The 13,791-nt window shown below is 67.0% G+C and carries 13 protein-coding genes and 1 riboswitch; all 13 genes read right to left on the bottom strand.

Translation table 11 applies throughout. The features are described from left to right. Positions 1–126 precede the first annotated feature (126 nt). On the bottom strand, positions 127–1,575 hold the full coding sequence (locus QPK27_RS24645; protein WP_290420804.1) for a cobyric acid synthase: 1,449 nt from the start codon (positions 1,573–1,575) through the stop codon (positions 127–129). 23 nt (positions 1,576–1,598) lie between these two features. Continuing rightward, complete coding sequence (locus tag QPK27_RS24640; protein WP_290420803.1) at positions 1,599–2,480, bottom strand: cobalamin-binding protein; 882 nt, start codon at positions 2,478–2,480, stop codon at positions 1,599–1,601. Further along, the gene (gene cobD, locus QPK27_RS24635) at positions 2,477–3,457 is read right to left on the bottom strand and encodes a threonine-phosphate decarboxylase CobD (RefSeq protein ID WP_290420802.1); all 981 of its coding nucleotides are present in this window, start codon (positions 3,455–3,457) and stop codon (positions 2,477–2,479) included. Before cobD ends, QPK27_RS24640 begins: the two co-directional genes overlap by 4 nt. Continuing rightward, on the bottom strand, positions 3,450–4,394 hold the full coding sequence (gene cbiB / locus QPK27_RS24630) for an adenosylcobinamide-phosphate synthase CbiB (RefSeq protein WP_290420801.1): 945 nt from the start codon (positions 4,392–4,394) through the stop codon (positions 3,450–3,452). The genes cobD and cbiB overlap by 8 nt, the downstream gene beginning before the upstream one ends. Continuing rightward, on the bottom strand, positions 4,388–4,948 hold the full coding sequence (cobU, locus tag QPK27_RS24625) for a bifunctional adenosylcobinamide kinase/adenosylcobinamide-phosphate guanylyltransferase (protein ID WP_290420800.1): 561 nt from the start codon (positions 4,946–4,948) through the stop codon (positions 4,388–4,390). Before cobU ends, cbiB begins: the two co-directional genes overlap by 7 nt. Continuing rightward, positions 4,945–6,249 (bottom strand): cobyrinate a,c-diamide synthase, encoded by a 1,305-nt coding sequence (locus QPK27_RS24620; protein WP_290420799.1) that lies wholly within the window; start codon positions 6,247–6,249, stop codon positions 4,945–4,947. The genes cobU and QPK27_RS24620 overlap by 4 nt, the downstream gene beginning before the upstream one ends. Then, positions 6,243–6,869 (bottom strand): cob(I)yrinic acid a,c-diamide adenosyltransferase, encoded by a 627-nt coding sequence (cobO, locus tag QPK27_RS24615; RefSeq protein WP_290420798.1) that lies wholly within the window; start codon positions 6,867–6,869, stop codon positions 6,243–6,245. Before cobO ends, QPK27_RS24620 begins: the two co-directional genes overlap by 7 nt. Continuing rightward, positions 6,866–7,639, bottom strand: a complete 774-nt coding sequence (locus QPK27_RS24610; RefSeq protein ID WP_290420806.1) for an ABC transporter ATP-binding protein — start codon at positions 7,637–7,639, stop codon at positions 6,866–6,868. Before QPK27_RS24610 ends, cobO begins: the two co-directional genes overlap by 4 nt. Before the next feature lie 2 nt (positions 7,640–7,641). After that, the gene (locus tag QPK27_RS24605; RefSeq protein ID WP_290420797.1) at positions 7,642–8,664 is read right to left on the bottom strand and encodes an iron ABC transporter permease; all 1,023 of its coding nucleotides are present in this window, start codon (positions 8,662–8,664) and stop codon (positions 7,642–7,644) included. Between the two features lie 65 nt (positions 8,665–8,729). Continuing rightward, on the bottom strand, positions 8,730–10,592 hold the full coding sequence (locus tag QPK27_RS24600; RefSeq protein ID WP_290420796.1) for a TonB-dependent receptor domain-containing protein: 1,863 nt from the start codon (positions 10,590–10,592) through the stop codon (positions 8,730–8,732). Between the two features lie 68 nt (positions 10,593–10,660). Then, positions 10,661–10,888: riboswitch (cobalamin riboswitch) on the bottom strand. Between the two features lie 8 nt (positions 10,889–10,896). Further along, positions 10,897–11,439 carry a histidine phosphatase family protein gene (locus QPK27_RS24595; RefSeq protein WP_290420805.1) on the bottom strand — a complete coding sequence of 181 codons (543 nt, stop codon included), beginning with the start codon at positions 11,437–11,439 and terminating at the stop codon, positions 10,897–10,899. Beyond that, on the bottom strand, positions 11,439–12,221 hold the full coding sequence (locus QPK27_RS24590) for an adenosylcobinamide-GDP ribazoletransferase (protein ID WP_290420795.1): 783 nt from the start codon (positions 12,219–12,221) through the stop codon (positions 11,439–11,441). The genes QPK27_RS24595 and QPK27_RS24590 overlap by 1 nt, the downstream gene beginning before the upstream one ends. Continuing rightward, positions 12,218–13,252 (bottom strand): nicotinate-nucleotide--dimethylbenzimidazole phosphoribosyltransferase, encoded by a 1,035-nt coding sequence (cobT, locus tag QPK27_RS24585; protein WP_290420794.1) that lies wholly within the window; start codon positions 13,250–13,252, stop codon positions 12,218–12,220. The genes QPK27_RS24590 and cobT overlap by 4 nt, the downstream gene beginning before the upstream one ends. Positions 13,253–13,791 lie beyond the last annotated feature (539 nt).

The following is a 13,791-nucleotide window of genomic DNA, read 5'->3' as shown; positions in this document are numbered from 1 at the left end:
AGGTTATCGTCAGGCTAGTTATATAGAAAAAGCCCGCTCAAGTAGATCTTGAGTGGGCTTTTTTGCATTCCGGCGGCCTGAAAAATCCCGAGAACGGTAGGGTTGGCAGCTTCGCTGCCGACGCGTTCAACTAGTCCCAGCGCCACTGCGCAAAGCGATCAGCTTCTCCATCAAGCCTTCCGCCGACGCGGCAATCCTGTCCAGGCTCGCTTCCCGCAACTGGCTGGTATCGACAACGAGATCGCTGTGCAGGCCTGCCCACCGCAGCAACGCCGCACACGCGTCGGGATGATCAAACAGCCCGTGCAGATAAGTGCCCAAGATTTGCCCGTCTTTCGATATCGCGCCTTCCGGCCGCCCGTCAATCGAAAACGCAGGAGTGCCCAGCGCTCCGCCACGCGACACGCCCATGTGAATCTCGTATCCGCTCACCCGCGGCGACGCGGCGCCATCGGCGAAAGCACACCTACCTTCCACCCGTGTCAGACGCTTTTCGCGCGTCAGCTCCGTCTCGACCTCGAGCACGCCCAATCCCATTGAGTCACCCGGCGCACCTTCGATCCCATGCGGATCCGCGACCTTCTGTCCCAGCATCTGGAAGCCGCCGCAAATCCCGATCACCTTGCCGCCATAACGCAGATGCCGCGCGATCTGCGCCGGCCAGCCCTGCGCCTGCAGCCATGCCAGGTCGCCGCGCGTATTCTTGCTGCCCGGGAGGATGATCAGGTCGGCCCCGGGAATCGCTTCGCCCTCGCGCACGAAACACAGGTCGACGTCCGGATGCGCACGCAGCGCATCGAAGTCGGTATGGTTGCTCATGCGCGGCAGACTGGGAACGACGACGCGAAACGCGCCCTTGTTCGCCTGCGCCGCCTGCACCGCATCCTCGGCATCCAGATACAGTCCGTGCAGATAGGGCAGCACCGCCAGCACCGGCTTGCCGGTCTCGCGTTCCAGCCATTCCAGGCCTGGCTCGAGCAGCTTGATGTCGCCGCGGAAGCGGTTGATCACGAAGCCGATGATGCGGTCGCGCTCCGACTGCGACAGGCACGATAACGTGCCGACCAAGTGCGCGAACACCCCACCACGGTCGATGTCCGCCACCAGGATCACCGGGCAATCGACCGCTTCGGCAAATCCCATATTGGCGATGTCGCGTGCGCGCAGGTTGATTTCGGCCGGGCTGCCCGCGCCTTCGACGATCACGGCGTCGTACTGCCCCAGCAGGCGTGCATGCGATTCCAGCACTGCCTCCATCGCCACCGGTTTATAACGGTGATAGTCGCGCGCATTCATGTCGGCGCGCACGCGGCCGTGGATGATGACCTGGGCGCCGATGTCGCTCGACGGCTTGAGCAGCACCGGATTCATGTCGGTGTGCGGCTCGACGCCGGCGGCGATCGCTTGCAGCGCCTGGGCGCGCCCGATCTCGCCACCGTCGCGTGTCACCGCGCTGTTCAAGGCCATGTTCTGCGGCTTGAACGGCGCCACGCGCACGCCGCGTTGCATCAACAGGCGACACAGCGCCGCGACCACCGTGCTCTTGCCGGCGTCCGACGTCGTGCCCTGCACCATCAGGGTCCGGTAGGGGAAGGGCGTCATTTGGCGGCGCGGTGCTGGCGGGCCTGTTCGAGCGCCTCGCACATCGCGGCGGCGCCCTGGATCATGCGCGGTCCGGCGCGGTTGAGCAGGTCGCCATCGAGCGTGAACAGGTTATCGTTGCGCACCGCCTGCAGGGTGCCGTACTGCTTCCACAGCGCGACGCCGCCGTAGTTCTTCTCGGCGGTGGCGATGATCGCTTCCGGGTTCTCCTGCAGCACGCTCTCGAGCGTGACGATCGGGGCCACCACGTTCAGCTTGTCGAAGATGTTGACGCCGCCGCACAGGCGCATGGCGTCGGTGACGATGCTCTTTCCGCTCAGCGTATAGAGCGGCTTGTCCCACACCTGGTAGAAGGTGCGCACCGGCGGACGCTTCGCGTACTGTGCGCGCAGGCTCGCCAGCTGCTTGCGCAGCTGCGCCGCCGTGGCCTTGGCCGCCGTCTCGGTGCCCATCAATTGGCCCAGGCGCAGCACGCTCTCGGGAATCGCCTCGAGCGATTGCGGATCGCTCTGGAACACCGGCACGCCGAGTTGACGCACCAGTTCCAGTTGCCGCTCGGAGCTGTTGTGCATCCAGGCCACGATCAGGTCGGGCTTCAATGCGAGCACGCGCTCGATGTCGATCTCGCGGTTCGATCCGATGCGCGGGATGCTCTTGGCCGCTTCCGGGTAGTCGCTATAGTTCACGGCGCCCACCACGCGGCTGCCGCCGCCGGCCGCGAACAGCAGCTCGGTCACGTGCGGCGCCATCGAGATCACGCGCAGCGCCGGCTTGCTGACGCTGACCGTCAGCCCAGCGTCATCCTTGACCGTGATCGCGGCCTGCGCCGCGCCGGCCATCGTCATGGCCAGCACGCATGCCAGCATCGCTTTGTTCATCCCTTGCTCCATTCATGAAGTGCTTGTTCGAGCCGCAGCCAGTCCGGCTCCGTCGCCGGCAGTCCGACCCGGATCCCGCGCGCGGCCACGCGGAACAGGCGGCACCAGATGCCGCGCCGCGCCATGTGCTCGTGGAAGTCCTCGGGCCGCGCTTCCGGCCACCAGCGAAACAGCGGGGTGCCGGCGCTGGCGATGCCGTAGGCGAGCAGCAGCCGCGACATCCGGTAGCCGTGCACTTTCAAACAGGCTTGCGTGTCCTGCTGCCAGCGCGTGTCGCGCAGCGCCTGCAGCGCCACTTCCTGCGCCGGACCGCTGATGGTCCATGGCCCGAGCAGGTCGGCCAGTGCGGACAACAGGCGTTCTTCCGCCGCCACGAAGCCCAGGCGCAGTCCCGCCAGCCCGAAGAACTTGCCGACCGAGCGCAGCACAATCAGTCCCGGCTGCCCTGCATGCGCGGCCACGCTCAGGGACGGCGTGGTATCGCCGAACGCCTCGTCGACCACCAGCCAGCCGCCGCGCGCATGCAGGCGCGCCGCCCAGTCGAGCAGCTGTTCCGGCGTGACCGTCTCACCGGTTGGATTGTTGGGATTAACTACCACCACCACGTCGCAGCTGTCGACCGCCCCTTCCAGCGCCGCATACGGCACCAAGGTGCGCTGGTGGCCATGCAGGTTCCAGTGATGCGCGTGTTCCGCATACGACGGCGCCGACACCGCAACGCGCGACGGCGCACGCAGGCGCGGCAGGGCCTGGATCGCGGCCTGGGTGCCGGCTACCGGCAGCAGTGCCGGGGCACGATAGTAAGCGCATGCTGCGGCGAGCAGTTCCGGATCCGGCTCGGGCAGGCGATGCCAGGCCGCGGGAGACGGCGCCGGCGCCGGATAGCTGTGTGGGTTGACGCCGGTCGAGAGGTCGATCCAGTCGTCGCGGCCGTAGCGCCGCGCTGCATCGCGCAGGTTGCCGCCGTGTTCAAGCATGGTGGTCTCCAAGGGACAACAGCACTGCGGCCAGGCACACGACGCCGGTCCACAGCAGGGTGGTGCGCAGCACCAGGCGCAAGGCGCGCGGGATGTCGTGCGCGCCGGCGGCGGGGCCGAGGCCGAGCGGCGGACGCTGTTCGACTTCGCCGTCGTACACCGCGGCGCCGCCGAGCGACACACCGAGCGCGCCGGCGCCGCTGGCCATCACCGGCCCGGCGTTCGGGCTGCTCCAGGCGGGGGCCTGGGTGCGCCAGCATTGCCAGGCGCGCGCGCAGCCGGCGCCGGCCAGCAGCACGTACGACAGGGCCGTGAGCCGCGCCGGCACGTAATTCAAGACGTCGTCGATGCGCGCCGCCGTGCGCCCGAACAGGTTGAAGCGTTCATTGCGATAGCCCCACATCGCGTCGAGCGTATTCGCCAGCCGGAACAGCACCGCGCCCGGTCCGCCCAGCAGGATGAACCAGAACAGCGTCCCGAACACCGCGTCGTTGCCGTTCTCGAGCAGCGACTCGGCGCTGGCCTTGGCCAGGTCGGACTCATTCGCATTGGTGGTGTCGCGGCTGACGATGTAGCTGGTCAGCAGGCGCGCCTGCGTCAGGTCGCCGCGCTGCAGCGCCGCGAAGATCGGCAATGTGTGGTCGCGCAGGCTGCGCAAGCCGATACAGAAGTACAGCAGCAGCGCGTGCAGCCACAGGCCGGCCGCCTCGGCCAATCCGGCGAACAGCAGCGTCAATGGCAGCACCGCCAGCGACCAAGCCAGCACGCCGCGCAGCAAGCGCCCACTACCAGAATTCAGGCGACGTTCGATGAAAGTCACCAGCTTGCCGAAGCCGACCAGCGGATGCCAGCGCCGCGTCTCGCCCAGCAGCAGGTCGAGCGCGATGCCGGCCACCAGCAGCAGGGTGATTGTCGACAGCGGCAGACCAGTCAACATGCCGGCCCTTTCAGCCAGAGCGGCAAGCCGGCGGCGACGAAGACGGCACGCTCGGCGCGCGCCGCCACGGCTTGATTCAGGCGGCCGGCTTCGTCGGCGAAGCTGCGCGAGATCGCGCCCCACGGCACGATGCCCATGCCGACTTCGTTCGAGACGAACACCACCTCGCCCGCCAGTCCGGTATCCAGCGCGTCCAGCAGCGCCGCGCGCTCTTCATGGAAGCGCTCGGGCAGCGCGAGGTCGCCCACTTCCGGATACTCGCGGCCGTCGCAGAACATCAGGTTGCTGAGCCACAGCGTCAGGCAGTCGACCAGCACCAGGCGCTGCGGAGCGCAGTGCTCGCGCAGGGTCTTGGCCAACGCCAGTTCTTCTTCCACCGTCTGCCAGTGCGCGGGCCGGCGTTCGCGGTGATGCGCGATGCGGCTCGCCATCTCGCCGTCGCCGGCGCGCGAGGTGGCCACGTACACGACTTCCTTGCCGGAGTCCTGCGCCAGGCGTTCGGCGAACGCGCTCTTGCCCGAGCGCGCGCCGCCAAAGACCAGCGTGCAGCTCAAGGCCGGCCTCCGAACATCGCGGCGACCGCGCGCGGATTGGACGGGAAGTAACCGTGGAAGTAGGATGCAGTCAGCGATCCGACCCGGTACACCGCCTCGCCCTGGGCGCCCGTCTTCTGCTTCACGGTATGCGATTCCGGCACGACGCCGGCCTGCAGCAGCGAATAGTGGAAGGTATGGCCGCGCACCTCGCCGCTTGGCGTCGGCATCGCATGTGGACCCAGTCCGCTCAGGCGCTTCTGCATCGTCACTTCGCCCGGCAGCAGGCCGGCCATCTCCCAGCGCTTGCCCTGGCTGTCGGTCAGGCCGTCGGCCACCGCCATCATGCCGCCGCATTCGGCCACGATCGGCACGCCGCGCGCATGAAGCGCGCGGATCGAATCGCGCCAGCGATGTGCGCTTGCCAGGGCCGGGCCATGCAGCTCGGGATAGCCGCCGGGCAGGTAGACCGCGTCGGCGTCCGCCGGCACCGCTTCGTTCGATAATGGCGCGAAATACGTGATGCGCGCGCCCATGGCTTTCAGCAGGTCGATATTGGCCGGATAGACGAACACGAACGACGGGTCGCGCGCGATGGCAATGGTGCGGCCGGCCAGCAGCTGTTCGGGCGGCGCGGCATCGTCCTCCGACGGCGCCATGACTGGCAAGGCATCCCATGCCGCTTCGTCGAAGTCGATGCTGTCGGCCAGCGCATCCAGGATCTGGTGCAGCTCTTCGACTTCCCCCGGCAGCACCAGGCCGAGGTGGCGCTCCGGCAGTTTTCTCTCCTGGCGCGGCAGGGTGCCGAGCAGGGGAATGTCGCGCAGCGAGTCCTTGACCATCGCCGTGTGGCCCGGGCTGGCGACGCGGTTGGCGATCACGCCCGCCATCTGCACCGGACCATAGTCGCGCAAGCCCTGCGCCACCGCGCCGGCGGTTTGCGCCATCGCCGACGCATCGAGCACGGCCAGCACGGGAATGCCGAATTCGCGCGACAGGTCGGCGCTTGAGGGCGAGCCGTCGTACAGTCCCATCACGCCTTCGACCAGGATCGCATCGGCTTCGCGCGCTGCGTCGCGCAGGCGCCGCAGGCATTCATCGCGTCCGACCATCCACAGGTCGAGGTTGTGCACCGGCGAGCCGCAGGCGCTTTCCAGCATCACCGGATCGACGAAATCGGGGCCGCATTTGAACACGCGCACGCGCTTGCCCATCTTGAGCAAGCGCCGCGCCAATGCCGCCGTCACCGTGGTCTTGCCCTGGCCGGACGACATCGCCGCCACCATCACCACGCGCGCGCCAGAGTGCTTGTTCGTTACCATTCGGTCCCCGCCTGCGCCGCGATGCCGGCCTTGAACGCATGCTTGACCACGTTCATCTCGGTGACGGTGTCAGCCACTGCGATCAATTCAGGCGACGCGCCGCGGCCGGTGATCACCACGTGCTGCATTACCGGGCGGTCGAGCAGGTCGGCGATCACGGTGTCGACGTCGAGGTAGCGGTACTTGAGCGCGATGTTCAATTCGTCCAGCACCACCATGCCGATGGCCGGATCGGACAGGAACTGCCTGGCCATCGCCCACGCCTCATTTGCTTTTTCAATATCGCGCTCGCGGTTCTGGGTTTCCCAGGTATAGCCTTCGCCCATCGCATGGAAGCTCACCTCGTCGGGGAAGCGGCGCAGGAAGGTCTCTTCGCCGGTCGCCAGCGCGCCCTTGATGAACTGGACCACGCCCACCTTCATGCCGTGGCCCAGCGCGCGCGCCACCATGCCGAACGCGCTCGAGCTCTTGCCCTTGCCGTTGCCGGTGTTGACGATGATGATGCCGATCTCCTTGTCGGCCGAGGCGATCTTGGCGTCGATCACCGCCTTCTTGCGTTCCATGCGCGCGCGGTGGCGCTCGTTGAGGGCGGTCGTTTGCTCGGGCGTCATGTCGGTCATGCGGAGTCCTCCTTCGGGATGAAGATGCGGCGGCCGCCGTGCTCGATCATGTCGATCGGATGGCCGAGGTAGTCGCCCAGCAGCGCCGGCTGCATGGTGTCGTCGATGGCGCCGGCCTGCCAGCGGCCGTCGCCCATCAGCAGCAGCGCATGGGTAGAGATGCGGTGGGCGAGATTCAGGTCGTGGCCGATCATGACCACGGTCTTGTGCTGTTCGCGGCACAGGCGCGCCAGCAGTCCCATCACGCTCACCTGGTGCGCCAGGTCGAGCGCATTGGTCGGCTCGTCGAGCAGCAGCAGCGGCGTCCGTTGCGCCAGCAGGGCGGCAATCGCCACGCGCTGGCGCTCGCCGCCGGACAGGGTGCGCACGTCGCGCGCGGCCAGGTCGTCGACTTCCATCGCCGCCAGCGATTGCAGCGCGATCGCATGGTCGTCGCTGCCTTCCCAGTAGCGCTTGGCGTGGTAGGGATGGCGCGCCGACAGCACGCTTTCGATCACGGTATAGGCAAAGGCGTCGTGGCGCGACTGGGCCAGGAAGGCGCGCTGGCGCGCCAGCTCTTCCAGCGGCCAGTCCTTCAGCGGACGGCCGCCGATCGCAACGGCACCGCCGGCCGCATCGTGCAGGCCGGCGAGCGTGCGCAGCAGCGTGCTCTTGCCCGCGCCGTTGCGGCCGATGATGCTCCAGCATTCGCCGGCTTGCGCGGACCAGTCCAGTCCCTGCACCAGGGTGCGCTTGCCGGCGATGAGCAAGAGGTCGCGGGTCGAGATCATGGTCATTTGCGCAGCCGGTGCAGCTGGTACAGGAACACCGGGGCGCCGATCATCGCCGTGATGGCGCCGACCGGCAGCTGCTGCGGCGCGATGATGGTGCGCGCCAGTGTATCGCACAGCACCAGGAAGGCGCCGCCGGCCAGCACCGTTGCCGGCACCAGCACCCGGTGGTCGGGACCGAAGGCGAAGCGGCAGGCGTGCGGCACGATCAGGCCGACGAAGCCGATCGCGCCGGCGCTGGTGACGGCGCTGGCGGTCAGCAGCGCCGACACGAAGAACAAGCCCTTGCGCAGCGCGCCGACGCGCACGCCCAGCGTGACGGCCGCTTCCGCATGCAGCGCGACCACGTTCATGGCGCGCGTGCTCTTCATGGCGAACAGCAGCGCGCCGAGCAGGACGATCCAGGGCGCCAGGCGCAGCGGGGCGCCGGCCAGGTCGCCGATCAGCCAGAACACCATGCTGCGCAGGCGTCCTTCGGGCGCGATCGACAGCATCAGTGTGATCAGTGACGTGCACAGGGCCGAGACGATCACGCCGGTCAGCAGCAGCAGCGACGCGCCGCCTTCGGCCGCCTGGCCGCCGCGCATGTCGCGCCGCGCCAGCAGGTACAGCAGCAGCGCGACGCCGACCGCACCGAGCAGCGCGGCCGCATCGACCATGAGCGCAGACGCCATCAGCAGCATCGCCAGCAGGGCGCCAACCGCGGAGCCGGCCGACACTCCCAGTACATATGGGTCGGCCAGGGGATTGCGCAGCAGTGCCTGCATCATCAGGCCGGCCAGGGCCAGCGCGCCGCCGGTGACGAACGCCACCAGTGCGCGGCCAGCGCGCAGTTCGATCAGGGAAGCGGAGAGGGAATCGGGACGCCCTGCGGCCAGCTGGCGCAGGGCGGCGGGAATGTCGGCCAGCGGCACCGCGATCGAGCCGGTCATGCCCGCGAACAGCAGGGCGGCGGCGGCAAACGCCAGCATCGCGCCGACGATGATGACGGCGCGCCGGCGATGTGACGGGATGGATGCGTGCATGCTGGCCCTTGGTTTATCCGTTGCCCGCAACGTCATAGATGACGCTGCGGGACTTCGGCGCCGGCTTAGCGGATGCCGTAGCGCAGGGCCGCGAACCAGGTACGGCCGCTGGTGCCGTAGAAGCGCGCCGTTTCGTAGTTCTTGTCGGCGACGTTATTCACGCGCAGCAGCAGCGACCAGTCGGGATTGAACTGCCAGGTGCTGTGCAGGTTCAGCAGGCCATAGCCGCCCAGGCGGGTGGTGTTGGACGCATTGTCGAAACGCTCGCCCGACAGCACCAGTTCGGCGCCGGTCTTGAGCGTGCCGACCGTGTAGTCGGCGCCGAAGCTGGCGTGCTTCTTCGCGCGGCGCGCCAGCTGCTTGCCGGTGGTCTCGTCGCGCGGATCCTGCCAATCCAGGCTGCCGCGCAGGTCGACGCCCATGAAGCGGGTAGCAGCGGCCAGCGAGAAGCCTTCCAGCAGCGCCTTGTTGACGTTGTAGGCGCAGTAGGCGAACCTGACATCCGGGCATGGCGTGGCCGTGATCAGCATGTCGGTCAGGCGGTTGTGGAAGTAGGTTGCATCCACCTGGTAGCCGTTGCCGTCGTAGCGCAGGCCGACTTCGCGGTTGCGGCCTTTTTCCGGACGATTGTCCGGGTAACCGTAGCCCGGGTAATACAGTTCGTTGAAGGTCGGGGCGCGGAAGCTGGTGCCGACGCTGGCGTTGGCGCGCAGGCCGTTGCCGAAATCGTAGGCATAGCCGGCGGCGCCAGTGTTCTTGTGACCGTAGATCGAGCGGTCCTGGCGCGCGCTGACGTCGACCAGGTGGTTGCCGCGGCGCGCCGAGTAGCTGGCGGCGAACGAGTTGGTGATGCGCTTGCGGTCGTCGCCGTTATTGTCCACCAGAGCGGAGGCGTCGACTTTTTCCTGGCGGTGCGCGTACAGCAGCTGCAGCGTGTCCTGGCCGATGGCGATGTCGTTCTGCCACGAGAATTCATCCTGCTTGGTGTCGATCTGGCTGGTGTTCCAATCCTCGACGCCGCCCAGGTCGAACTGCTTGTCTTCCGAGCGCGCCAGCTGCATGGTGCTGCGCCAGTTCGGCATGATCTGGTTGGTCATGAACAGCGCATAGGTGTTCAGGTCCGAGTCGCCGTAGGCGTCGAAGTTGTCGCCGTTGTCGTACTGGTTGTACAGGCGGCTGACCAGGAACTGGCCGCCGATTTCATGACCCGGCGCGATCGCCATCGACACGCGGCCGTTGGCGTTGCGGCGGCGGTAGCCGTCCTTGTCCGGATTGTAGCCATACGCGCCCGGGCGGGCGGCCGAGAAACCGTCCGCATCTTCGTAGCCGGCGCCGAAGGCATAGCTGACCGCGTGCTCGCCGGCGGTGCCGCCTGCGATGCTGGCGTCGGCCTGGCGGGTGCCGTTGCTGCCGATGCCCACCGAGGCGGTCGCGCGCGGTGCGCCTTCGCCCTTGCGGGTGAAGATCTGGACCACGCCGCCGATGGCGTCGGCGCCGTACAGGGTGCTCAGCGGGCCGTAGACCACTTCGATGCGGTCGATCGCGGCCAGCGGCACCGCGTTCCAGGCGGCGGTGCCCAGGGTCGAGGAGCCGATGCGCACGCCGTCGATCAGCACGACCACCTGGTTGGCGTTGGCGCCGCGCAGGAACACGCTGGTGGCGTTGCCGGCCGGGCCGTTGCGGGTGATCTCGATGCTGCGCTGGCGCTGCAGGACGTCGGCTACAGAGCCGGCGCCGGAGCGCGCGATTTCTTCGGCGGTGATGACGACGGTGTCGGCGACGACGTCAAGCGCGCGTTGCGGGGTGCGGGTCGCGGTCACGACCACGGTGTCGGCGGCCGGCAGGCTGGCCTGGGCGAAAGCGCTCGAGGAAATGACGGCGAGGGCGAGCGACACTGCGGCCGCTTGCCGGGTAACTGGAAAATTCATGTGCTGTTTCATATCTAAAGGCAACCAGCCGACGTCCCCCGTAGGCCAGATTGAACGGACGCGCGCCGTGCGCAGGTCCACCTTTTGGCCGGTATCCGGGCTGACAAGTATGGCCGTCCAACCTTCCCATGCTCGCGCACAGTGGTATGAGGAGACGGTTCGCCGCGTCGTCATGACAGCGGCACTTGCTTACCGTTGCGGGGGCAGCACACGTTGGCCTGGATGGCAGGCTTCGTGTTTCCCGTTTAACTGCGGCTGCGAATGCAGGCGCGAGCACCAAAACGCGGTCATTATACTTGGCTTGTCAATCTTTCAGCAGCAGGATCTCGCCGTAGGCAATGCGGTGTGGCGCCTGCGCCGCACGCAGCGCCGCCTGCGCCAGGTCGCCGCCGGCATGCAGCGACACCAGCAGGCGCATGGCGCCGGCGTGGCAGATGACCACGGCGCGCGCATGGCCGCTGCGTTCCAGATCGGCCCTGAAGGCGGCCACGCGCGCGGCGGCATCCATCACGCTTTCGCCGCCGCCGGGGCGGTAGTGCAGCAGGTCGGCGCTCCAGGCCTCGACTTCGCTGCGGGCGATGGCGTCCCAGTGGCGCATCTCCCAGTCGCCAAAATCCATCTCTTTCAAGCGCGCGTCGAATAGCGGCTGGTCGGCGAGGCGGCGCGCCAGTGCCGCGCAGCGCGCCAGCGGGCTGGCGTAGACGGGCATGTCGGCGGGCAGGCCGGCGCGCGCCAGGTCGGCCAGCACGCGCTCGGTGTCTGCTTCATTGGCCGCCAGATCGCTGCTGCCGTAGCAGTGGCCTGGCGCCACCTCCGGCTGCGGGTGGCGCACCAGGTGCAATTCCATCAAGCCAGCGCACCGTGGCCGAGCGTGGCCAGGATTGCGATGTAGATCGCCGCTTCGGCCAGCTGCTGGACCGCCCCGAGGCAGTCGCCGGTGTAGCCGCCCAGGCGGCGGGCGAACTTGCGCGCCAGCCACCAGGCGGCGAGCACGGTCGCCAATGTTGCTGCGACGGCGGCGGCCGGCGTCAGCGCTCCATATAGTAAGAGCGCGGCGGCCGGCAGCAGCACGGTCAGCACCGCGAGGAAGAATTCCGCATTCGTCATGCGCACTGCCAGCGGCTTGGCCTTGCCTTCGGCGCGGGCGTAGTCCATTTTCCAGATCAGGCTCGTGGCGGCCAGGCGCGATAAAGGGTGCGCCAGCAGCAGGGCGGCGATGGCGCTGGCGGGCGGCAGCGTGGCCAGCGCCGCAAGCTTGGCGCCCAGCATGCAGACGATGCCGATCGCGCCATAGGCGCCGACGCGCGAATCCTTCATGATCTCGAGCGCGCGCTCGCGCGTCATGCCGCCGCCAAGTCCGTCGCAGGTGTCGGCGAAGCCGTCTTCGTGGAAGGCGCCGGTGATATAGATGGTGGCGGCGGTGGACAGCACGGCCGCTACCGGCGCCGGCAGCCACAGCGCGGCGAGCGCGTACACGGCGGCGGCCAATGCGCCGACCACCAGCCCGACCAGCGGGAAGTAGCGCGACGCATGGTTCAGCCACGCCTGTTCGAAGCCGACCCAGCGCGGGATCGGCAGCCGCGTGAAGAACTGCAGGGCGATGAAGAACAGGCGCAGCTGGTGGATCATGCCGAGCGTTCGCTGACCTGGGCCGAGGCGAAGGTCGCCATCTGGTTCAGGAAGTTCGCGGCCGCATGCAACAGCGGCAGGGCCAGCGCGCTGCCGGTGCCTTCGCCCAGGCGCAGGCCGAGGTCGAGCAGCGGCTGCGCGCCGAGCTGCTCGAGCAGCAGGGCGTGACCGTGTTCGCCCGAGCTGTGCGAAAACACGCAGTAGTCGAGGATGGCCGGCTGCAGGCGCGCCGCGACCAGCAGCGCAGCGGTGACGATGAAACCGTCGATCAGCAGCACCTTGCGCAGCGCGGCCGCTTGCAGCATGGCGCCGCTCATCATCGCGATCTCGAAGCCGCCGAAGGTGGCCAGTACGTCCAGCGGATCGGTTGCCGCCGCATGGCGCTGGACGGCGGCGGCGATCACGCGCTCCTTATGAAGGATGCCATCAAGGTTCAAGCCGGTGCCGGCGCCGACGCAGCGCGCCAGCGGTTGATCGGTGAGCTTATGCATCAGCGCCGCGGCGGAGGTGGTGTTACCGATGCCCATTTCGCCGAAGCCCACCACGTTGCCGGGGATGTCGCGCACCAGGGCCATGCCGTGTTCCAGCGCGGTGGCGCATTCCTGGGCCGACATCGCGGGTTCATGGGCGAAGTTGCGGGTGCCGGGGGCGATCTTGCGGTTGATGAGGGCGGGGCGGTCGCCGAAGTCGTGGTTCACGCCGGCGTCGACGATGTGCAGGGCGCAGCCGTTCTGGCGTGCGAAGACATTGATGGCGGCGCCGTCGGCCAGGAAGTTCTCGACCATCTGCCAGGTGACGTCCTGCGGGTAGGCGGAGACGCCTTCGGCCACCACGCCATGGTCGCCGGCGAAGATCACGATCGCAGGACGGTCGATGCTGATCCGTTCAGTGCCCCGAATCAGGCCCAGTCGGGCAGCCAGCGATTCCAGGCGGCCCAGGCTGCCGATCGGCTTGGTCTTGTTATTGATGGCGTCGGCCAAAGATTGGGACAACGCCGCATCGGCAGTGGAGATGATCGAAGGAATCTGCATCGCTTATGTAATAGAAGGTCGACTGTGGCGGCGGCTAAGATATCACAGCAACACCCATTGCAAGCGGCGAAAGGCTTGGCTATAATCTCGCCTCTCCAACGCAGACGCCGTCTTATAGATGAGTGAAGCGAAGGAGAAAAGGGAGTTGACGAGATCGTAGTAAAGCTTCATAATCTCTCTTCTCTGCTGCTGACGAACACAACGATTCGCAACGATGCAGCAAGGCAGTACCGAATTCTGATCTTTAAAAATTAACAGTCGATAAGTGTGGGCGTTTGATGAAGGTGCCGGCTGACTTGTTCAGCCGCATACTTAAATTATCAAATGTTCACAAANCAGTTCTTTAAAAATTAACAGTCGATAAGTGTGGGCGTTTGATGAAGGTGCCGGCTGACTTGTTCAGCCGCATACTTAAATTATCAAATGTTCACAAAAAGTATTAACGTTGCTTCAGCAATGAAGTGATGGTCAGTATTTTGAGTGAGCGACCTCGCCAGAAATGGCGAGTGACTCGAAAGAGTCAACAAACAGAGATTAAA

The organism is Massilia sp. YIM B02443 (assembly GCF_030411955.1).
Lineage (GTDB): Bacteria > Pseudomonadota > Gammaproteobacteria > Burkholderiales > Burkholderiaceae_D > Telluria.
This window is presented reverse-complemented; position numbering and strand designations above follow the sequence as displayed.